This is a genomic window from Marinomonas sp. PE14-40 (assembly GCF_051623805.1).
In the GTDB taxonomy this organism is placed as follows: domain Bacteria; phylum Pseudomonadota; class Gammaproteobacteria; order Pseudomonadales; family Marinomonadaceae; genus Marinomonas.
Window position 1 is genome coordinate 3,071,545 of record NZ_CP130700.1, and the last position, 21,834, is coordinate 3,093,378.

Below are 21,834 nucleotides of genomic sequence, written 5' to 3' on the forward strand. Positions count from 1 at the left end.
AGTCGCTACAACTTTAAAACAATAATAAATCACCAAAAGGTGATATAAGCGCATTTAGCCTATTTGTTTGACCTCAAACCTCCCCTAACTTATCCGTTTTCTCAGAAACTGTTTTCTCTTCTACGCAGTCCAAGTCAAGCTCTGCCAACGGTTTTGGCCTTGCATATAAGTAGCCTTGCATATGAAAACAGCCAAATTCAATTAGTTGATTGGCTTGTTCACTGTATTCCACCCCTTCTGCAATAATTTTTAATTCTAAATCTCGCGCCATGGCAATAATGTTTTTTAATAAAACAAGGTCACGTTCAGAGTGTTTAGATTGAGAAATAAAGCTCTGATCTATTTTTAAAATATGAATCGGCATTTTGGCGATATGACTCAAACTTGAAAAGCCCGTTCCAAAATCATCTAAAGCAATCTTATAACCTAACAATTTTAGTTTCTTTAGGCAGTGGACGGCTTCTTCATCTACCAAGGTACTCTCAGTAATTTCTAAAATTAAAGCGCTAACCTTGTCATTTTGCTCAGCTAGAGTAGTTAATCTTTCAATTAAAATGGCATCTTTTAATTGATGAGGAGAGAGGTTCATATTAATGCAGATCTTTTCACCATAAATCTCTCTCAATCGTTCAAGGTCTGCCAAAACTTGCTCTAGTACAAAGTGTCCAATCAGGTTGATATAACCAGACTCTTCTGCAATGGGAATAAAAACAGCGGGGGAAATCGTTCCCAGACTTAATGAGTGCCAGCGAATTAAAGCCTCTGCACTCAATATTTCATTATTAGTGGGGTTCACCACTGGCTGATAGTGCAATTCAAATTCATCATGAGATAAGGCATAACGAATGGCACTTTCTATCTCATAGCGTTTTATGCCTTTATTCTCTAAGTCAGTATCATAATAAACACTGTCATTTTTAGAGCTCTGTTTCGCTTCGTACATGGCCAAATCGGCACAGCGAATCAAACTAAGGGCATCATTTCCATCTTTCGGATAAACCGAAATACCTGCACTCGCGCTACAATTAAAAGTCCGTTTCATTACTTCTATCGGCTCAAAAAAGCAGTGTTGTAACAGCTGGATTCGATTAATAGCTTGTCGTCTTGGCAGATAGAGTAAAAACTCGTCTCCACCTAAGCGGCCAATATGCTCATCATCAAGCAATAAGCTTTCCATACGCTGAGATAACGCAATGATCAGCGCATCACCCACATCATGACCAAAGCTATCATTTATTAATTTGAATCCATTTAAATCAAACAAAACCAGGGTAAAGCCATTGTCTGTATCTCGTCTGATAGAGTCATCTATCATTTTCATAATGGCATAACGATTCGGCAGTTTGGTTAACCAGTCAGTCGATGCTCTTTCGGTTAAGTTTTCCTGTTTTAATTGCTGCTCCGTCATATCTTCAACCACAGCAACCCAATAAGTATCAGAGCCTTCAAAATTCACTCTACTAATGGCCCATTTAAAATACATAGTGCGAGCATCACTGTATTGCGTCATTTTACGATCAGTACGACTGATGACTTCTATAACATCAACCTCTTTCGATTGTGTTTCGAGCGCTTGATGAATACATTGGAAGTCATTCACTTGATGAGAGTGAGTTAACTCATTTAGCACTTCTAGGTGCCTATTCTTTAAGTCTTTTTCCAAAACCCGATAATAGGACTGGCAACGTCGGCTAAAAGATAAAATGTTTAATGACTCGTTCAGCTCCACAATCCCTACAGAGACACTTCTTAAAATCATATCTTGCTTGTGGTAAGCCTGAATAAGCTCTTGCTCTGTCGAAGATAAACTCTGTTTAGTTTGCTGCTGTCTCAAAGCAATTTTTTTAATACTTTCATCAAGGTTTTCTATTCCCATTACGGAGGAATTAGAGTCGGCTCCAGTCTCAAACTCATCTAATAAAGAAGTCACAGGACGGATAAACAAAAACTTGGCTGACAATACGAGAATAAGACCAGAGATGAGTAAGCCAATTATTATGATCAAAAAGCTTTTGATAAATTCGGCCTTGGCTTCTTGGAAAGCCTGTTGCTTTGGTAGTGCTACCCAAAAAGCTAACGATAAATCCTGATTGGCATTACCTCGTACAAACTGTTTTTCGACTAAGACAAAGTTATTATCGAAATCTAACTCAGGATCAAATGCTCGACCTAACAATGGTGACTGCTCACCAAATCGCGCAATGACTTTTCCGTCTTTGTCGGTAATAAAACTTATTAGGTTTTCATGGTTGGCATCATTTAATAAAGTCTGCCACCACTCAAAAGGTAATACACCGACCACTAAACGAATAATCTCACCTGACTCTTTATCAAACACCGGTTGAGCTAGGTTAATGCTCAACGCATGGGTTGCTCTGTCCTCAATCAATTTACTGATAGAGAAACTCGCTTGTTGAATCGCTTTTTGAATATAAGGCCTGTCTTGAACGTTCACAACACGATTCAAAGGGGTACCATTACAGGTTAATTCGCCTGTCACTAATGGCGATCCTATATTGGAAAATAGATCGTTAAGCTCTACTTGCTGTGCTAGAAAATTTTGACAAGTTTGAGTATGGCCGGAGAGAATTTCTGGCGTATTAGCGAGAGATTTCAAATAACTTTCAGCGCGATTAATTTGCTGACGCTGAAGGTTCATCATTTGTTCAGCAAAAAAGTCTGTATCGCCTCTTAATTTTGATAACTGTGTATTATAGGTATTCCACACATTATTAAAGGAGATAAAAAAACTTGGTAAAAGACAGAGTAATGCTGCCAATATGACTTTTTGATTTAATTTATTTAAAAAAGATGACATATATCGCCTTTCTACTTCTTAAAACGAAACATGGTTCAGTATTTTTATAACACTGCTCCCAGCTTCTTCATAAGTAATTACCTGTAACAAAAGGTAAGGACGTAAGATAAAATAGGTGGAATGATTCTCATTTCTGTTATACATTAATAATAGCTAAAAATTCAGTTACTTTTCTTTGATATATGACCTCTTTTGCACAAATCTAATACAGGCTTTATTCCAAGCAGATCAATTTATCGCTATACTTGCCTCCGTTTATGTACCTATAAATACATTATTTCTTAAGTACACTATTTCTGATTGAGGGAAACCATTGTGAGTTTGTTAACCAATTTTCTTAGCCGCAAGGTCTTAGCTTTGCTAAGTGTTGCGACCTTCTCTGCTCTTTTAAGCTCAACTGTTAGCGCTTACGGCCAAAGTCCAGACGAAATTGCAACGCGTATTACCCCTATTGGCCAGGTTTGTATCGCTGGTGAAGAATGTGAAGTTGCTTCTGCAGCTGCAGCAGGTGGTTCTAATGGCCCACGTGATGGTGAAACTCTTTACGGTACATTCTGTGTAGCTTGTCACTCTATCGGTGTTGCTGGCGCGCCTAAATTCGGTTCTGCTTCAGACTGGGCTCCTCGTATCGCTAAAGGCGAAGCGTCTCTACTTAGCAACGCATTAAACGGTATTAATGCAATGCCTGCACGTGGTACATGTGCTGACTGTAGCGATGATGAAATTCAAAGTGCAATTGACTACATGTTAGAAAATAACAAGTAAGCAATGACTCTTTAAAAAAGGAGGCTTAGGTCTCCTTTTTTATTGCCTGAAAAACACCAGATCAAAATTATCTAGGTGACTCCCTCTATTCTCCTAACCTTCATGACCTTCATAGCCCTTGTCTTCACTACATTACTTACTATTCTTAGTTCAATTCTACTCATCTCTATTCATCAAATGAGCAGGCAAGCGTCATACAACAGCTGACACTAGTTCGCCTTCAAGCTTTAAATTTAGGCATAAAAAAACCCGCAATCTAAAAAGAGAGCGGGTTTTGTTAGAGCTTGTTTGTTGCGAGCTTAATGCTTACTTCTTGATATCATCAAAGAAGTTTTTCACGCCATCAAACCAAGACTTCTGCTTAGGTGAGTGCGAATGCTCTTCACCGTCAGACATAGACTCTTCTAGCTCTTTTAATAATTCTTTTTGACGTTCAGTCAGTTTAACTGGCGTTTCCACTGTCACGCGACAGATCAAATCACCAACAGCTCCACCACGTACAGGCTTAACACCCTTGTTACGTAGACGGAAAAGCTTACCAGTTTGACACTCAGGCGTTACTTTAAGGCGTACACGGCCATCTAAAGTAGGAACATCAATTTCACCACCTAAGGCAGCAGTAGCAAAGCTAATTGGCACGTCACAATGCAGGTTAGCACCATCACGTTCAAAGATAGCATGCTGCCTTACCGATACCTGTACGAACAAGTCACCAGACGGTGCACCATGATCCCCAGCTTCACCTTCACCTGATAGACGAATACGATCACCTGTATCCACACCAGCAGGAATCTTAACAGATAATGTTTTGTACTCTTGTACACGGCCTTGACCACGACAGCTAGTACAAGGGTCAGAAATCACCTGACCTTGACCATGACATGTTGGACAAGTTTGCTGTACAGAAAAGAACCCCTGAGACATACGTACTTGGCCCTGACCCTGACAGGTCTGACATGTCTTAGGTTTAGTGCCTTTCTTAGCACCAGTACCGTCACATGGCTTACAATCTACCAGCGTAGGGATGCGAATCTTTTCTTCACAACCCCAAACAGCTTGTTCAAGATCAAGTTCAAGCGTGTATCTTAAGTCAGATCCACGACGTGCTCGGCTTCCGCCACCACCTTGACCGCCAAAAATGTCGCCAAAGACATCACCAAAGATATCACTGAAGCCACCTTGACCACCGCCACCGAATCCACCTTGGCCGCTTACACCTTCATGACCGAAACGGTCGTAGGCATCACGTTTTTCTTCCGAAGATAGGATTTCATAAGCTTCAGCAATCTCTTTAAATTTTTCGAGTGCTTCTTCGTTATCTGGGTTTTTATCTGGGTGGTACTTGTTAGCTAGCGAACGATATTTTTTCTTAATATCTTTCTTATCCGCGCCACGCTCGACGCCAAGCACCTCATAATAGTCTCTTTTGCTCATAACAGGATTTCCTGGGCAGTAAGGTCAATCATTAACATTTGAGAGAAGTTAAAACAGCAAAACACGGTAGCAGGACCGTGTTTTGCAAAAGCGAGATTCAGACGTTTAAAGGTCTAATATCAGGCTTATTTTTTCTCGTCTTTCACTTCTTCAAATTCAGCGTCTACAGCATCGTCTTGAGGCTGTGCAGCTTCTTCTGCACCAGCGCCGGCTGCACCAGCTGCTGCTTCATTTGCTTGCGCACTTTCGTACATTTTTTGAGCTAGAGAACCAGACACTTCAGTCAAAGCAGTTGTTTTCGCTTCGATTTCGTCTTTGTCGTTAGCTGTTAAAGCTTCTTCAAGATCAGCAATGGCTTTCTCGATTGCTTCTTTTTCTTCTGCAGTCGCTTGGTCGCCAGCGTCAGTCAAAGTTTTACGAGTTGCGTGGATCATGCCGTCAGCTGTGTTGCGAACCTGTACAAGTTCTTCGAACTTGCGATCTTCTTCAGCATTTGCTTCAGCGTCTTGAACCATTTGTTCTACTTCTTCATCACTGAGACCAGAAGAGGCTTTGATGACGATAGATTGTTCTTTACCTGTTGCTTTGTCTTTAGCAGATACACTCAAGATACCGTTGGCATCGATATCGAAGCTAACTTCGATTTGAGGTACACCGCGTGGTGCTGGTGGAATCTCAGCCAAGTCAAAACGACCTAGAGATTTGTTTTGCGCTGCTTGTTTACGCTCACCCTGTACCGCGTGGATAGTTACCGCGTTCTGGTTGTCTTCTGCTGTAGAGAAAACTTGAGATTTTTTCGTTGGGATGGTGGTGTTCTTCTCGATTAGAGCAGTCATTACGCCACCCATAGTCTCGATACCCAAAGATAGTGGTGTTACGTCTAGTAGTAGAACGTCTTTCACGTCACCCGCTAGTACCGCACCTTGGATAGAAGCACCCATTGCAACCGCTTCGTCAGGGTTCACGTCTTTACGTGGCTCTTTACCGAAGAATTCAGTTACTTGAGTTTGTACCATTGGCATACGTGTTTGACCACCAACCAAGATAACTTCGTCGATTTCAGACGCTTCTAGATCAGCATCTTTAAGCGCTTGGCGAACTGGCGCAAGAGAGTTAACAACTAGCTCTTCAACTAGAGACTCAAGCTTAGAACGCGTTAGCTTAACGTTTAAGTGCTTAGGACCTGTTGCATCAGCAGTGATGTAAGGAAGGTTAACTTCTGTTTGAGTTGCAGAAGAAAGCTCAACTTTCGCTTTTTCACCCGCTTCTTTCAAACGTTGTAACGCTAGTGGATCATTGTGTAGATCGATGCCAGACTGTTTTTTGAACTCGTCTGCCAAGAACTCGATAACACGCATATCGAAATCTTCACCACCTAGGAAAGTATCACCATTTGTTGCCAATACTTCGAATTGCTTCTCACCATCAACGTCAGCGATTTCGATGATAGAGATATCGAAAGTACCACCACCTAAGTCGTATACAGCGATAGTAGAATCACCTGTGCTCTTATCTAGGCCGTAAGCCAAAGCTGCAGCAGTTGGTTCGTTGATAATACGTTTAACTTCTAGACCAGCGATTTTACCCGCATCTTTCGTTGCTTGACGCTGAGAGTCATTGAAGTAAGCAGGAACAGTAATTACTGCTTCAGATACGCCTTCACCTAGGAAGTCTTCTGCTGTTTTCTTCATTTTTTTCAAAACTTCAGCAGAGATTTGTGGTGGCGCTTTCGCTTCGCCTTTCGCTTCAACCCAAGCATCGCCGTTTTCAGCTGCTAGGATTTTGTAAGGCACCATAGAGATGTCTTTTTGAACGACGTCATCTTTAAAACGACGACCGATCAAACGCTTAACAGCGAAAAGTGTGTTTGTAGGGTTTGTTACTGCTTGACGTTTTGCAGACTGACCCACTAATACTTCGCCGTCTTCAGCGTAAGCCACAATTGATGGGGTAGTACGATCGCCTTCAGCGTTTTCGATTACACGTGCTGTGCCGTTATCTAAAACAGATACACAAGAGTTTGTTGTTCCTAAGTCGATACCAATGATTTTGCCCATGGTTTGTCTTCTCCAGTAAAATTTTTAAAATTCAGTTGTTCGTCGTTAATTCTGTATTTGGGTACGCTTTAGAGCATTTCAAGCAAATACTGTCATTTTTTTGACGGTTTTTTTATGCAGCGCTAGAAACCACTACCATAGCCGGACGAATTAAGCGCCCATGTAAGGTATAACCCTTCTGGATTACGTCCATTACAGTGTTTGGTTCCATCTCAGGATTCGGCACCATAGTCATTGCTTGGTGGAATTCTGGGTTGAAAGGTTCGCCATGAGGATCAAGCGCGATCACTTCAAAACGTGTCAATGTTTCTTGAAGAGACTTAAGTGTTAGCTCAACACCTTCACGCATTGCATCTTTTTCGCTATCCGCAGATGTCAAAGCACGCTCTAGGTTATCTGCAACAGTAATGATGTCTTTTGCAAATTTCTCTAGACCAAACTTATGGGCTTTCTGCACATCTTGCTCAGCACGACGGCGAACATTTTGTGCGTCTGCATGCGAGCGTAATGCTGCTTCTTTATATTCTTCAACTTTTGCTAACGCTGCGACTAGTTCAGCATTCTCTTCTTGAACATTTTCTACTTGGTCTTCTTGTAAGACTTCGTCTAATTCTGCTGCTGTTTCTAGCACGCCTTCTTGGGCTTTGTTATCTGCTTCACCGCTCACGTTCTGCTCCGTATATAAAGATGAATTACTTAAAATAAATGCTCTAACTTCACTTCCAAATAACAGAAGTTTTTTCAATCTGAAAGCTATATGGGGTCGTTCAAAAAGCTTTCAATAGTAAAACCGTATAAATTTTAGGGAGAAATGAACTTATTTTAATTTTTTACTTCTCTTGGCAAAAAAACAAAAACTACTGTATAAATACACATGCTTTGTACAAATTTAATGCAGAAATTTGAAATTTAAGGCTAAAAGCCACCTAACTGACCCGCTTTAGACAAGGAGAGACCCATGTTAACCAGTATTGCGATTAAGAATTTTGCCATTGTTGAGTCTCTAGAGGTGGAGCTAAAGCAGGGAATGACAGTTATTTCAGGTGAAACAGGCGCGGGAAAATCCATCATGGTGGATGCGCTCTCTCTTTGTTTAGGTGCTCGCACAGATAGCCGCGTGGTTAGACATGGTGAAAACAAAGCCGACATCAGCGCCACATTTGATATTCAAGCCTATCCAGAAGTGATCCACTGGTTAGAAGAGCACGACTTAGAAACCGGCGCATCAGATCACGATCAACACTGCATTTTACGCCGAGTTGTTACCAAAGAAGGCCGATCAAAGTCTTATATTAATGGTCGCCCTTGCTCCTTGACTGACCTAAAGTTTGTCAGTTCTCAGCTTATTAATATTCATGGTCAGCATGAACACCAATCCCTACTCAAGAAATCTGCCCAACGCTTACAAGTGGATGAGTTTGGCAAACTCACAGGACTTACCCAAAAAGTAAAACAGGCTTATCAAGACTGGCGCGCATTAAAAGAAGAGCTAGCCGAGCGTCAAAACCGCTCTAGCGATCAAGAATCTCGTATTCAATTATTGTCTTATCAGCAGCAAGAAATGGATCAACTAGCACTAAAAGAGAAAGAGATTGAAGCACTAGAAGAAGAACAAGCATTCTTATCCAACATAGCTGAAGCTCAGCAAGAGTCTTACCTTGCCCTGCAAATTCTCAGCGAGCATGACACAAGCAATGTACGCAGCATGTTGCATCAAGCCCTACAAAGCGCCACCAAGATACAACCGACACCTGAAACATTAGCCACTTCTATAGAGCTGATGAACGAAGCCATTATTCAGGTGGAAGAAGCCAGCGACAGTTTGCAATCTTACCAAGACACCCTAGAGCAAGACCCTAGCCGCTTAATGGAAGTAGAATCACGTTTAACGCTGATTTATGACACAGCAAGGAAGCACAAAGTACTACCTGAGCAATTGCTGCAATTAGCCGCCGATATCAAGTTTGAATTGGACAAACTAAATGGCAATGGCGATAACCTAGAGCAATTACAAGAAAGAGAAGAACAGGCTTATCAAAGCCTCACTAACCTCGCCACCTTACTCACAGAAAAGCGTATCAAGGCAAAAGACAAGCTCGCCAAACAAGTAGAAGGCCAAATTCGTGGACTCGGCATGCCTCATGCTCGTTTCCATATTGATTGTCGCCCCCTTGAGCAAGTCAGCGCTAATGGCTTTGAAGAAATTGAATACATGATAGCCTCCAACCCAGGGCAGCCAGCACAAGCCATTAGTAAGGTAGCATCAGGTGGTGAGCTGTCACGTATCAGCTTAGGCATACAGGTTGTTACTGCCCAAACCTCAACGATACCAACCCTTATCTTTGATGAGGTCGATGTAGGTATCAGTGGTGGTGTTGCCGAAGTGGTTGGCCGCATGTTGCGCGCTGTTGGTGCCCGTGGACAAGTATTCTGTGTGACTCACCTTGCCCAAGTTGCCGCCCAAGGCAACCAACACCTCATGGTCAGCAAACAAGTAAGAGACAAGCAAACCAGCTCGCAAGTACAACAGCTTAAAGAAAATCAAAGAGCCACAGAAATCGCACGACTACTCGGTGGTATTGAACTCACCGAACAAACGCTCGCTCACGCTAGAGAAATGCTCAACAACGTCCAACTGCAATAGTAGAGGCCCAGTTTTCTACCAACAACAAACAAAGAACACCTTTCATAGCATTCACTGACACCCCTTTTCAGTGAATGCTTTCTTTTTCCTGCGACCTAAACCTCATCACACATATCTCTTCTTCCTGTCTCTCACAATAACGGATCAAATTTAATAGAAGTCCTAATCACCTAGCTATGCTGGTACTCAGAGCGACGCTAAAACGAATCAGATTTCAACAAAAAGGAAGCACACTTACCCTACACTGGCGCCATGAGCGAAGCTAAGACGAGGCAAACGCCAACGAAAAAGCGGAGTTTATAATTATAAATGAGCATTTTGAGGAGGTGTTTAACGAAGTATTAGCAAGCTCATAAGCTAGAGAGTGTTTTGAGGAGACGTTTGACAATGCACAGCAAGCTCATAAGCCAGAAAGCAAAAAGCCCCAGAAGAAATTATCTTCTGGGGCTTTTAATGAGTCCTCATTCGCCATCTGCCCAATGGCGAACAAGCTCAATCCTTTGACTGGCGCACTATATTCTTAACTTAACACTTTACCTGGGTATAACTAGTGAACTTATCCCCAAGTTAAAAGACTAAGACCTAGTCTTTAGGGCGTACATAAAGTACTAGGTTGTGATCTTCGATCACATAACCATGCTCTTCAGCGATTTCTTTTTGGCGTTTTTCAATAATAGGATCGTAAAATTCAATGACTTTACCTGAATCCATGCACACCATATGGTCGTGGTGCTCGCCTTTGGCGATTTCAAAAACAGCTGTGCCTGCTTCAAAATGATGACGCACAACAAGACCTGCATTTTCAAATTGAGTCAATACACGGTAAACAGTGGCAAGACCAACATCTTCACCCTGTTCCAACAAGGTACGGTAAACATCGTCCGCACTCATGTGGCGCTCACCTGCACCTTCCAAAATTTGCAAAATCTTTACCCTAGGCAGGGTGACTTTGAGTCCGGCTTTCTTTAATTCTTGATTTTCGCTAGTCATAGGTAATTCTCTATTCGAACCTTATTTGCATTTACTTTATCATTACTACATCTAAATTAGGATCATTCAAATGAATAAATTTTTTATCGTATTAATTAGTATTTTTAGTTTGACTGCTTGTGGGCTTCTACCACCTGCCTACAAAGTACCTGTTGCCCAAGGTAATGTACTAGAGTTACAACAGGTCAATCAGTTAGAACTTGGCATGACAGAGTCACAAGTAAAATACTTGGTTGGGTCACCCATGATACGAGACCTCTACAAGCCTAACGAATGGTTATATGTTTTCAGTGTCATTGATGCCAACGAAACCACCATTGAAAGCGAAGTAACAGAACTCGTTTTGTACTTTGATCAAGGTAGACTTATCGAGATACAAGGCCTTTAAACTAACAGCTCTTGCTTTGGGTTGGGCTTTTCTAGCCTAACCCTAGTCTCTTCTAAACTCTTTTTCTTACCAAGCTCATTTAAGAGGCTAGCTCTTCTTAGCTAACTTACCAGTGATTTAAGATAATAAGTCTCACTAGCACTGCGATTAGCACTCTCTTTTAACGAATAACTATTCCGAGCCTTTTGCCGCGCGATTCGCTCTGGCCTTTTTCGGGTCTACCGTTAGCTCACGGTAAATCTCAACACGCTCACCTTGCTTGATCTCTTGCTCTTCAGGCTTACGTACCGATTTACCAAAAATACCTAATTTGGCATTAGCTTTATCTAACCCAGGGAAAAAAGTCTCGATATTAGATTGCATCACTACCTCTTTAACGGAGGTACCTTCTTCTACATCTAATACCACAATCTTTTGTTTGTCTGGCATGGCATAAGCCACTTCCACACGAAGCATCGTTTTATTCACCGTATACCACCTTTGCACGCTTACTGAAGGAATCTACCATGGAGCCTGCCACTTGGCTAAACACCCCACCAAAAGCAAATTTCAACATGCCGCTTAATTCAAAATCTATTGTGAGGGATATTTTGCAATTTCCCTCTGACAAATCACTGAAATGCCAAACCCCATGTAGCTTCTTAAACGGGCCTTTTACCAAGTTCATCTCGATACGCTCAGCACCAACCAGCACATTACGTGTGGTGAAGCTTTGTTTTACAGGGCCTTTGCTTACTTCTAACGAAGCAACAATTTCTTCTTCTGTTTGCGAGATAACACTGGCGCTATTACAACCAGGTAAAAACAAAGGATAAGCCTTAACATCGTTTACTAGGTCGAACATTTGCTCGGCACTAAAAGGGACATAGGCTGATCTTTCAATACGGGTCACACTCAAGCTCCTAACCAACCAGTTACCGCGATCAAAAGCATAGCCGGTAAACTGATATATTTAAGGGTCACATACCACCAAGCAAAATGCTTAGCATTACGAGTAATTAACTCTTTTTCCCACATGTTTTGCGGGATAAACCAAGCCACAAGCACGGTCAATAAAATGGCACTTATAGGTAACAAGACTAAGCTGGTAAGCGAATCTAATAATTCAAACAGATTCATGTCCATTAGGGTGTAATGAGACCAATCATTAAATGAGAGGATAACAGCAAGACCTAAAAACCAAGCGGCTGTCACAGAAAGTGTCGCTGCTTTGAACCTATCCATAGAGAAACGTTCATGCAACCAAGCAATAAAGAGCTCTAGCATTGAAATAGCGGATGTCAGCGCCGCAATAATCATCAGAGTAAAGAACAAACCACCTAATAACTGCCCACCTTGAATGGCACCAAATACGATAGGTAAAGACACAAAGGTCAAACTCGGGCCAGATGCCACATCCAGTTCGTAAGAGAAAACTAGCGGGAAGATAATAAGACCGGCTAACAAGGCAACCAAAAGATCTAACCCAACTACGATAGAGCACGCACGGGCAATCGACATGTGTTTACTCATATAAGCACCATAGGCAAACATGGCCCCCATACCGACACTTAAACTGAAGAAGGCATGACCCACGGCCGCTAGCACCACATCAAAAGTGATATCAGACCATTTCCAACCGAACAAGAAATCCATGGTTTGCTGCACATCACCCACTTGCAGCGAATAGAAAGACAAGGTGACAAGTAGAATAACCAGAACAGGTAACAGGAATTTAACGAGTTTAGCCAAACCTCGGGTAACAGATTGACCCACAGCCAAGATAACAAGAACTAAAAAGACACTGTTCCAAATCGCCATTTCTTCAGGCTTGGCCAGCATCTCATCAAAAATAAATTGGGATTTAGGCAAGGTAATATCATTAAACTCGCCCGTAATCGCGCGCCTAAAATAAGAGACACACCAACCCGCTATCACACTGTAAAAACTAAAGACTAAAAAGCCCACGACACCCGCAAGCCAAGGCAGCCCGACCCAAGCTTTCGCGACGATATGTCGTTCGCTTAAATCATTCACAGTATCGATTGGGTTTGATCTAACCGTTCGCCCTAATGCAACTTCCGCAATTAAGACAGGTAAGCCCACTAATAAGAGACATAAGATATAGACAAACAAAAAGGCACCACCGCCATTTTCACCCATCATATAAGGAAACTTCCACAGGTTTCCTAGACCAACAGCCGAACCCGCTGCGGCAAAGATAAACACCCATGGGCTCGCCCAAATACCTTGAAGACACCGATTTTTCGGCATAACACCTGCTCTTTTAGAGAAATACAATCATCATAGAATAAATGCCAGTTTCAGCATACACACTCAGTATAAGCAACTAAAACCCAGCGATTAGTGAGCCGAACCGTAAAAATCAGATTCGAGCGCGAATTCTCTAACATTAATGACTTGAGCTCAAGAAAAGCATAGGATTTTCGCACTTTCGACCGTATAATTTCTCGCCATGAGTAAAGCAAAGAAGAAATCCAACACCAGCGGCACTATTGCCTTAAATAAAAGGGCCCGCCACGACTACTTCATCGAGCAAAAGTTCGAGGCAGGAATCTGCCTGACTGGCTGGGAAGTGAAGAGTCTTCGCGCAGGGAAAGCACAGCTAGTCGACTCGCACGTATTTTTACGCAATGGCGAAGCTTGGCTGCTTAACACACTAATCACACCTTTAATGACAGCCTCTACCCATGTTGTGTGCGAACCAACACGTGATAGAAAGCTATTATTGAACAAAAAAGAAATCGACAAGCTTATCCAAGTAACAGAGCAAAAAGGTAAAGCCTGTGTGGCCACCGCCCTGTACTGGAAAGGCAACCACATCAAAGTCGAGATTGCTCTGGCAACAGGTAAGAAAGACATAGACAAGCGTGATACTACCCGTGACCGTGACTGGGCTCGTGATAAAGAACGCATGATGAAACACAGCACACGCTAAGCAAGCATTTTGCTGATTCATCAACCCGCTTTGCCCTAGGCTTAGCGGGTTTTGTTTTTTTGAGCCACAAGAAAGAAAGCGTAAGAAGCAAGGAAACATGCTAAAAAGCAAGTAAAAGCCCTCCAACTCCCCCTTAAGCCCAAAAAGAAAACTAGCGAAATCAAATAGATTCCGTTAAAATTCGCCCATCTTTGGGGACGACATGGTTTCGACGCCGGTTACAAACCCTGAGGTGCATGTCGAGAGTGATGCGTGATCTCGTAAATCCCCCGCATCAAATATATAGTCGCAAACGACGAAAACTACGCTTTAGCAGCCTAAACCCCTGCTAGTGTGCTGCCCTCCGGTTGCTTGTAGCCTGAGACTCCGCAGTATCATAAATTACGAGATGCTAACCGATGCCCCGCCTAGGGATAAGGTTCTAAGATTAAGTAGGCTCGCCGTTAATACCCTGTCCTTCGGGCGGTTAATGGTCAAAAAATAGAAGAGACTATGCATGTAGAGCCGATGGCAGAGGATTGGCGGACGCGGGTTCGATCCCCGCCGTCTCCACCACTTAAGTGGTTGATTTTCGAATGGTTTATTGAAAATCGATTGTAATGTTGACCAGAATTTAACTAGTTAATTCTGACAACACAAAAGAAGTCGCTTATTAGCGGCTTTTTTTATGCCTGCAATTTATTCCTTTCCTAATAAGCCTTCAGTCTCACTATTTGAGACTCTGATTCACAAGTCTTGACGCTATTCATGCTGTTTTACTTTCCTTAGTTTATTTTACAAATGTTATGTTATAACATTTCTTTAATTCCGTTTTTCTCATAAACCGATTTTTAGCCAGAGTATCCTATGACACATCCAAAAAAATTGCCTGTAACTGTTTTATCCGGTTTTCTAGGGGCAGGAAAGACCACGGTACTTAGCCATATTTTAAATAATCGCCAAGGTAAGAAGGTGGCGGTTATCGTGAATGATATGAGTGAGATCAATATCGATGCCAACATCATTCAAAACGAAGTCACGTTAAATCGCAGCGAAGAAAAGCTGGTTGAGATGAGCAATGGCTGTATCTGCTGCACCCTGCGTGAAGACTTATTATTAGAAGTGACTGAGTTAGCCAAAGATGGTCGTTTTGACTACTTGGTGATTGAATCCACAGGTATTTCCGAGCCTTTACCTGTGGCAGAGACCTTTACCTTTGCAGATGAAGACGGTGTGTCTCTTTCTGATGTGGCGACCTTAGATACTATGGTCACTGTGGTCGATGCGGTTAACTTTATGAAGGATTATGAAGAAGCCCAATATCTACAAGATAAAGGTGAATCCTTAGGTGAAGATGATGATCGCAGTGTGGCGGACCTGTTGGTTGAGCAGGTGGAATTTGCCGACATTATTTTGGTGAGCAAGTCAGACCTTGTCTCCAGCGAGAACATGAAGAAGCTTAAGGCGATTCTAAAGTCTCTGAACACTTTTGCCGAAGTTGTCCCTATTGAAAACGGCCAAGTAGACATTGAGAAAGTATTGGAAACTGGCCTATTTAATTTTGAACGCGCACAACAAGCACCAGGCTGGTTGAAAGAAATGCGCGGTGAGCATGTGCCAGAAACAGAAGAATATGGCATTGGCAGCTTTAGTTATGTGGCCCGTCGCCCTTTCCACCCTGAGAAGTTTTATAACTTCCTACACAACACCAAAGACTACGGTAAGTTACTGCGCTCTAAAGGGTATTTCTGGTTGGCGACTCGCCCTGAGTTTGCTGGCCAATGGAGCCAAGCAGGCGGTATTGCACGTTATGGCTTTGCCGGTATGTTTTGGAAGTCTGTGCCTAAGTCCAACTGGCCAACAGATGAAGCTAGCCTTGCGGCGATCAATGAGCACTGGTGTGAACCTTTTGGTGATATGCGCCAAGAGCTTGCCTTTATCGGCCAAGGCTTAAACCAAACTGCCATGATCACAGCGCTGGATAACTGCTTATTGTCTGACGATGAGATAGTCGAAGGTAAAGCTTTTTGGGCTAGCCTAAAAGACCCTTTCCCAGCTTGGGAGGAAAATGCATGAGCGCATTAGCGGCAGAAAGCCATGAAGAACAAGCACTAGAAGAACAAGTGCAAAGCAAGTTCATTGTCGGGCAAACACTAGATGTGCTGACTGAAGTCTATCAGCAAGACACCAATATGGTTGTTTGGCAACGTGACTCTGATGAAGTGTTGCAACAAGCGATTGATGCTTTTTTGAGTGAGAGAGACAGTTATAAGCGTAATATCGCACTAACACCAGAACTCGCCTTAGACACAATACATAAAGCCTTGGGTAATACGGATGATGTATTTGCCCTTAGCCAGAATATTGCTGAACTGGTTGAGATGTTCTGCTGTTTGTTCGAGCTAGAAAGAGCGGGCTTGCGCTTAACCATTCTGGATAGTGCCATGTGCCCAAGATTCCATGTGGATAGAGTACCTTGTCGCTTGGTCACAACCTACAAAGGGGTTGCGACCCAATGGTTGCCTCACAGCCTAATTAACCGTTCTGCCCTAGGGGTGAGAGCGGTTAAAGATGCGCAAGATCAGTCTGGCCTGTATCAAAGCAAAGAAAATATTCAGCAGTTAACTGAAGGCGATGTTGCTCTATTAAAAGGCGAACTATGGCCGGGTAATGAAAATGCCGGACTAGTACATAGATCACCTGCAGTTGGTGTTGGTGAAAAACGCTTGTTACTGACGCTCGATTTTCTCGACTAACTTGTTTGGCTAATCACCAAAGCTTTGTTGCCAACCCCTTTGTCATATTCATCATGATGTGACACATAAAGTCTAGGGAACCTGCGATTAAGTCACCTCTTCTCAGTCTTTTCAGAAAAAGTATCACACAAGGCGTTACTTTGAAGTAATGTAGGTACCTTTCGAGAAGTGACAACACAGGGTGTTACTTTTTCTGAAAGACCCGAAGGGCGTGGTCTAAAAGCCCTATATTTATGTTGAGAACCTTATCAATAGAATAACTATTAAATTGCGCTCCTCGCCATAAATCTAGCGGCTTTTATCCACACGCTGAGGCGGGAGGACTTATTCGCAGGTTCCCTAGATAAAAGCAGATAAGATTTTTGCTTTTATCTAGGCTTTAGTCAGAAAACCTCCCGCAAAAATGCTATGCTGCTGACAAGTTTTTTAAGCAAGTTTAAAGGTACTGATTATGTCTAAAAGTTTCGAAGCACAAGGAACAATCCACAGCATAGGCGCGACGACTGAATACGGTCAAAATGGTTTTACCAAGCGTGAGTTTGTTATCCAACTAACAGGCGAAGGTGAGAACCCTGCTTACCCAAACTATGTTGCCTTAGAGCTAATTAAAGATAAGTGTGCCTTGATGGATCAATACCAAGTGGGTGATGAAATTAACGTTCATTTCAACCTAAACGGTCGTCTTTGGGCTGCTCAAGGTAAGCCAGAGAAGTGCTTTACAAGTCTACAAGCTTGGCGCATCGAAGCACCAGGTGGTCAAGGTGGCTTTAACCCGAACCAAGGCCAAGATTATACTCAGAATGCGAGCCAAGATAATGGCTTTCAAGTTTATGATCAAAACCAAGATCAAGGCTATAACTCAAACACAGGTAATGGTTACTCAGATTCAGACGTGCCTTTCTAACGCCGCACGCTTGTCTAAACCATCATAATGTCTTTGTCATTTACGGTTTGCTAGTTCATTAAAAACTAAGCGGGTCGTAAATGCTCAAAGAACACTTCTAGAACAACTCACTAATGACACACCCTTGATAAAGAACATCTGAGCCTGCGCCAAATGAAGGCAATTTCAATGGTTCGATATTAGACTTTATCGATTATAGAGAGATCAGCATGTCTTATTTAGCGCCCTCTGAATTTACCAAAAAAATGGTCGATGCTGGCGAATCTAAAGTCCTAATGTCTACCCGAGATACCATTATCCGCGCTTTTATGGCCGGTGCTATTTTGGCACTTGCCGCCATCTTTGCCATTAGTATTGCGGTACAAACGGGGCAGTTTTTACTCGGTGCTTTGCTCTTCCCTGTTGGTTTTTGCATGCTTTATCTCATGGGGTTTGATCTGCTCACGGGTGTCTTTGTCTTAGCGCCGCTAGCCTTGCTTGATAAACGTAAGGGCATCACAGCAACAGGGGTACTACGAAATTGGGGCTTGGTCTTTATTGGTAATTTTGCCGGTGCCTTAATCGTCGCCTTTTTGATGGCCTACGTTTTCACTTATGGCTTTAATATAGAACCAGGCCCTGTCGGCGATAAAGCCGCTAGTATTGGTGAAGCCCGCACCCTAGGGTATGCCGAGCATGGTTTTGCAGGTTGGATGACGATATTTATTCGCGGCATGTTATGCAATTGGATGGTGTCTTTAGGGGTTGTCGGTGCCATGATATCCACCAATGTGAGTGGCAAGGTAATTGCCATGTGGATGCCTATCTTTCTCTTCTTTTATATGGGCTTTGAGCACTCAGTGGTAAACATGTTTTTGTTTCCCTTTGGTTTGATTATGGGCGGTGACTTTTCGTTCATGGATTACATTATTTGGAATGAGTTACCGACGGTATTGGGAAACCTTGTGGGTGGTTTGGCCTTTACTGGCCTCACTCTTTATACCACTCATGTGAAGACAGCAGCCAAACGGCAGGTAATGCCTTAGAACTCCTTAGCGTCTCTTTAACTTGGCCTAGCCTTATACTGTTAGGCCAAGTTTAAATAACCAGACACATGAAACACTTTTAGCTATAAACCGGATGCGGCATCAATAGATCGGTAAAGGCGTCTTCAATTTCTGGGAAGTCGAAATGAAACCCTGCTTCAATCAGTTTTTCTGGCACCACTCTTTGGCTATCTAATAAAAGGGCTGACGCCTCTCCCATAGCAAATTTTAGAATGGCTTTGGGCATAGGCAGATACGCTCTCTTATTCAGCGTATGGGCAAGCTCTTCAGTAAATTGATAGTTAGTCACAGCATGTGGGCTGGTAAGGTTAAATGGCCCTTCACAGTTTTTATGGCTGAGTAAGAAGGACATAGCATTTATCATGTCTTGAATATGTATCCATGGCATGAACTGCTGACCATCCCCTATTTTGCCGCCAAGGTTACATTTGAAAATAGGGAGCATTTTGCCTAATGCGCCTCCTTTTCCATCCAGTACGATACCAGTACGGAGATTCACCACTCGGGTATAGTCAGATGCTTCTTGAGAGATTCGCTCCCAACGCTGGCACAGCCGGCTGGCAAAGTCCTTAGAAAAAGTCGTCTGGGTTTCAGGGAGGAATTTATCCCCATGATTACCATAAATACCCACTGCTGAGCCGCTGATAAAGACCTCTGGTGGATTATCACTCTGGGCAAACAGCTTCACCAATTTGTCCGTTGTATGCCAACGGCTTTGGCAGATCATGCCTTTTTGTCTTTGTGACCAACGTTTGTCTATGATGGGTTCACCTGCCAAATTTATAACAGCATCAAATTCGTTCAGGTCAGACAGTTTGGATAGATCATTAATAATAGTGGTTTGCGGCGGTAAATCCTGCTTTGCTTGATAGGGCGATCGCGTAAAAACGGTATATTCATGCTGTTCGAATTCATTAATAAATCGAGAACCAATCAGCCCAGTTCCACCTGTCATTAAGATTTTCATATTGCACCTCTTAAAAAGCGCGCCCGTTCAACTTGGGTTAGCTTTTTTCGCTGAATAACTTACGTCCTTGCTGAAGTCCTATCCTTATCTTTCTCAAGTTAAATAAGCCCCATTTAGAGCACTATTTTTTTAGCAGGTATTGGCCATATTCTGACAAGGCAGAAAACACCTGATGACCACCCGTTACTTGAGAAATTATAGCTGCTGTACCACAGATGACTAAGTTTTGGTCCGCTACTAACGCCTTTTGCGCTAATGCCGTTTGCTCGTCACTCCAGAGTCCATCTTGGTAAAACACGGAAATATCTTTGTCTGTGTTTTGGTTAATTTCTACAAAGCTTTCTAAGCCAATCGTTTGGTTAATAAGCTGCACATCGTAATGGGCATCATCTAGCTCTAAACATAAAAATAAGAGAGGCCAAATGGCTGTATTCTCACCGTAAGTTAGCATGAGACTTTGCTGCTCACCTTTGCCTTTAGATTTATCCCCTTGGCTATTTTTAAGACGCCTCAAGGTGTAGGCCAATAACTCGCTTTCGATAAAACTCGCTTGCGCCTGATTTTTAGCTGAGTCTTTTTGCAATGCCACCAATACAGGTTCAAACAAATTTTGACGACAAACAGAGACAGGATAATTAACAAAGTAATCAGCAATTAAATGTTCTAGCTGATGAGGGTGAAACGTTTGGCTAACCATTTGAATCTGAGTGATAGCATGCTGCCATAAGGTCATATCTTGTTTATCAGATGGATCTGGCTCTTGCTTGAGCATGGCTTTCACCTTGCCCACCGAGACGCCTCTAGCAATCAAAGCTAAGATTTTCTCAACACGAATCACATCCTGTTCACTGTATAAACGGTGGCCTTTGTCGGTTCGCTGTGGTGTTAATAACCCATAACGACGTTCCCATGCTCTTATAGTCACAGTATTCACTTGAGTTCTTGCACTCAATTCACGAATAGGGAAAAGGTCATCGATATTTACAGTTTCTTTCATAAGGTCTCTTTCTCTTGTTTTTAGTCAAACATGTTACTAGATGATACAAGTCTAATTCTTGTACAAGTTTTATCTATACGCAAACCTTTTTTGTATAAGATATAAAAACAAAACTAAGATTGTTTGTTTTATGTATAAAAATAAATGGAACTTATCTCCCTATTCTTAGTTCAAACAAATTGTGATTTCGTAAACTTGTAGTGTTACCAAATAAAGCAGGAGTTTGAACAATGTCCCCCCTCCGTCCTGAAAGCAAAGCTCAAATACATTTCCTTAAAACTGGATTTAAAAGCCTCACTTCTCCCCCTGTGATGTTGCTTATTTTCCTTCTTATTTATGCTCAAAGTTTTTTAGTGAATGCGGCCCCCAGCAAGGACCTTGATCCTAGATGGACGGCATTTTCCTTAGATTCAAATATTTCGGTAGAGCATAAAGCATGGCAGCAGTTTCTCGATAAGTATTTGATATTTGACGACAAAGGTCAGTCATATATGTCCTATGGCAAGGTAAATCAGCAGGATAAGAAGATGCTTGAGAAGTATCTTAGTTATTTAACTGAACTGAGCCCCAAAGACCTAAGTAAAAAGCAACAAATGGCCTATTGGATTAACCTCTACAATGCTAAAACCGTGTCTTTAATTTTGGATGAATACCCTGTAAAAAGTATCCGAAAGCTAGGTAAGTCTTGGTTCAGCTCTGGCCCATGGGATGACAAGGTGTTGGTAATAGACAACATTGAAGTGTCTCTAAATGATATAGAGCACAGAATATTAAGGCCCATTTATAATCAGGCAAGCCTGCATTATGCCCTTAATTGCGCCTCTTACAGCTGCCCTAATTTAAGCGCGACTGTTTTCACTAGCGCCAATGCTCAAAGTCAGCTTGCAGAAGGTGCGAGAAACTACATCAACCATGCAAGAGGAGTTAGCTTTGACAAAGACGGCGAGCTTGTCCTATCTAGCATTTATAAATGGTATAGAGAAGATTTTGGCATCACTCGTCTAGATCTACTGACTCACTTAATTGGCTATTCAGACAAGGCCTTAGGTGACAAGTTGAGAACCTATGAAGGCTCGATTAATTATGAATATGATTGGAATTTAAACGAACTGAAGTAAGCACTACAGAAATAAAAAGCGTACAAAATATTT

General features: G+C 42.3%; 19 protein-coding genes and 1 other RNA gene. 10 read left to right on the forward strand and 10 right to left on the reverse strand.

The genetic code is table 11. The annotated features are described in order from the left end of the window. Positions 1 to 73: 73 nt before the first annotated feature. The gene (locus tag Q0A08_RS14265) at positions 74 to 2,818 is read right to left on the reverse strand and encodes an EAL domain-containing protein (protein ID WP_438462186.1); all 2,745 of its coding nucleotides are present in this window, start codon (positions 2,816 to 2,818) and stop codon (positions 74 to 76) included. Positions 2,819 to 3,133: 315 nt separating this feature from the next. Here Q0A08_RS14265 and Q0A08_RS14270 point away from each other — a divergent pair, with 315 nt between their 5' ends. Further along, the gene (locus Q0A08_RS14270; protein ID WP_438462187.1) at positions 3,134 to 3,583 is read left to right on the forward strand and encodes a c-type cytochrome; all 450 of its coding nucleotides are present in this window, start codon (positions 3,134 to 3,136) and stop codon (positions 3,581 to 3,583) included. Positions 3,584 to 3,889: 306 nt separating this feature from the next. Here Q0A08_RS14270 and dnaJ read toward each other — a convergent pair whose 3' ends face one another. The 3 genes from dnaJ to grpE all read right to left on the reverse strand — a co-directional run bounded on the left by dnaJ (position 3,890) and on the right by grpE (position 7,741). Continuing rightward, complete coding sequence (gene dnaJ / locus Q0A08_RS14275) at positions 3,890 to 5,017, reverse strand: molecular chaperone DnaJ (RefSeq protein ID WP_438462188.1); 1,128 nt, start codon at positions 5,015 to 5,017, stop codon at positions 3,890 to 3,892. 125 nt (positions 5,018 to 5,142) lie between these two features. After that, on the reverse strand, positions 5,143 to 7,074 hold the full coding sequence (gene dnaK, locus Q0A08_RS14280) for a molecular chaperone DnaK (RefSeq protein WP_438462189.1): 1,932 nt from the start codon (positions 7,072 to 7,074) through the stop codon (positions 5,143 to 5,145). Between the two features lie 112 nt (positions 7,075 to 7,186). Further along, positions 7,187 to 7,741, reverse strand: coding sequence for a nucleotide exchange factor GrpE (grpE, locus tag Q0A08_RS14285; RefSeq protein WP_438462190.1), 555 nt, complete (start codon positions 7,739 to 7,741; stop codon positions 7,187 to 7,189). A gap of 291 nt (positions 7,742 to 8,032) precedes the next feature. Between grpE and recN the strand changes: the two genes are divergently transcribed. Then, complete coding sequence (recN, locus tag Q0A08_RS14290) at positions 8,033 to 9,718, forward strand: DNA repair protein RecN (RefSeq protein WP_438462191.1); 1,686 nt, start codon at positions 8,033 to 8,035, stop codon at positions 9,716 to 9,718. A 582-nt stretch (positions 9,719 to 10,300) separates the two neighbouring features. Here recN and fur read toward each other — a convergent pair. Next, positions 10,301 to 10,708, reverse strand: a complete 408-nt coding sequence (gene fur / locus Q0A08_RS14295) for a ferric iron uptake transcriptional regulator (protein ID WP_009834021.1) — start codon at positions 10,706 to 10,708, stop codon at positions 10,301 to 10,303. A 70-nt stretch (positions 10,709 to 10,778) separates the two neighbouring features. Between fur and Q0A08_RS14300 the strand changes: the two genes are divergently transcribed. Continuing rightward, positions 10,779 to 11,096 (forward strand): outer membrane protein assembly factor BamE, encoded by a 318-nt coding sequence (locus tag Q0A08_RS14300; RefSeq protein WP_438462192.1) that lies wholly within the window; start codon positions 10,779 to 10,781, stop codon positions 11,094 to 11,096. Between the two features lie 171 nt (positions 11,097 to 11,267). On the opposite strand, the gene Q0A08_RS14305 is transcribed toward Q0A08_RS14300, so the two are convergent. Genes Q0A08_RS14305 through Q0A08_RS14315 form a run of 3 tightly spaced genes read right to left on the reverse strand, consistent with a single transcriptional unit; the run spans position 11,268 to position 13,349 of the window. Then, the gene (locus Q0A08_RS14305) at positions 11,268 to 11,564 is read right to left on the reverse strand and encodes an RnfH family protein (RefSeq protein ID WP_438462193.1); all 297 of its coding nucleotides are present in this window, start codon (positions 11,562 to 11,564) and stop codon (positions 11,268 to 11,270) included. Continuing rightward, a complete protein-coding gene (locus tag Q0A08_RS14310; RefSeq protein WP_438462194.1) occupies positions 11,557 to 11,988 on the reverse strand; it encodes a type II toxin-antitoxin system RatA family toxin in 432 nt (143 codons plus the stop codon). The genes Q0A08_RS14305 and Q0A08_RS14310 overlap by 8 nt, the downstream gene beginning before the upstream one ends. Positions 11,989 to 11,990: 2 nt before the next feature. After that, positions 11,991 to 13,349 carry a sodium-dependent transporter gene (locus tag Q0A08_RS14315; protein ID WP_438462195.1) on the reverse strand — a complete coding sequence of 453 codons (1,359 nt, stop codon included), beginning with the start codon at positions 13,347 to 13,349 and terminating at the stop codon, positions 11,991 to 11,993. A 202-nt stretch (positions 13,350 to 13,551) separates the two neighbouring features. On the opposite strand from Q0A08_RS14315, the gene smpB reads away from it, so the two are divergent. The 6 genes from smpB (at position 13,552) to Q0A08_RS14345 (ending at position 18,698) form a co-directional block, all read left to right on the forward strand. Then, positions 13,552 to 14,034, forward strand: a complete 483-nt coding sequence (smpB, locus tag Q0A08_RS14320; protein ID WP_009834026.1) for an SsrA-binding protein SmpB — start codon at positions 13,552 to 13,554, stop codon at positions 14,032 to 14,034. A gap of 193 nt (positions 14,035 to 14,227) precedes the next feature. Further along, positions 14,228 to 14,589: a transfer-messenger RNA gene (gene ssrA, locus Q0A08_RS14325) on the forward strand. Between the two features lie 291 nt (positions 14,590 to 14,880). Further along, positions 14,881 to 16,089: a zinc metallochaperone GTPase ZigA gene (zigA, locus tag Q0A08_RS14330; RefSeq protein ID WP_438462196.1), complete on the forward strand. Its 1,209-nt coding sequence runs from the start codon at positions 14,881 to 14,883 to the stop codon at positions 16,087 to 16,089. Continuing rightward, positions 16,086 to 16,769: a DUF1826 domain-containing protein gene (locus tag Q0A08_RS14335; RefSeq protein ID WP_438462197.1), complete on the forward strand. Its 684-nt coding sequence runs from the start codon at positions 16,086 to 16,088 to the stop codon at positions 16,767 to 16,769. Before zigA ends, Q0A08_RS14335 begins: the two co-directional genes overlap by 4 nt. A gap of 451 nt (positions 16,770 to 17,220) precedes the next feature. Beyond that, entirely contained in the window at positions 17,221 to 17,673 is a 453-nt protein-coding gene (locus Q0A08_RS14340; protein WP_438462198.1) for a DUF3127 domain-containing protein, read from the forward strand. A 209-nt stretch (positions 17,674 to 17,882) separates the two neighbouring features. Next, positions 17,883 to 18,698 carry a formate/nitrite transporter family protein gene (locus Q0A08_RS14345; protein WP_438462199.1) on the forward strand — a complete coding sequence of 272 codons (816 nt, stop codon included), beginning with the start codon at positions 17,883 to 17,885 and terminating at the stop codon, positions 18,696 to 18,698. Between the two features lie 79 nt (positions 18,699 to 18,777). On the opposite strand, the gene Q0A08_RS14350 is transcribed toward Q0A08_RS14345, so the two are convergent. Both Q0A08_RS14350 and Q0A08_RS14355 read right to left on the reverse strand, forming a co-directional pair. Continuing rightward, positions 18,778 to 19,686, reverse strand: coding sequence for a TIGR01777 family oxidoreductase (locus Q0A08_RS14350; RefSeq protein ID WP_438462200.1), 909 nt, complete (start codon positions 19,684 to 19,686; stop codon positions 18,778 to 18,780). 121 nt (positions 19,687 to 19,807) lie between these two features. Next, the gene (locus Q0A08_RS14355) at positions 19,808 to 20,683 is read right to left on the reverse strand and encodes a MerR family transcriptional regulator (protein ID WP_438462201.1); all 876 of its coding nucleotides are present in this window, start codon (positions 20,681 to 20,683) and stop codon (positions 19,808 to 19,810) included. Between the two features lie 230 nt (positions 20,684 to 20,913). Between Q0A08_RS14355 and Q0A08_RS14360 the strand changes: the two genes are divergently transcribed. Then, positions 20,914 to 21,801 (forward strand): DUF547 domain-containing protein, encoded by an 888-nt coding sequence (locus Q0A08_RS14360; RefSeq protein WP_438462202.1) that lies wholly within the window; start codon positions 20,914 to 20,916, stop codon positions 21,799 to 21,801. The last annotated feature ends 33 nt before the right edge of the window (positions 21,802 to 21,834 follow it).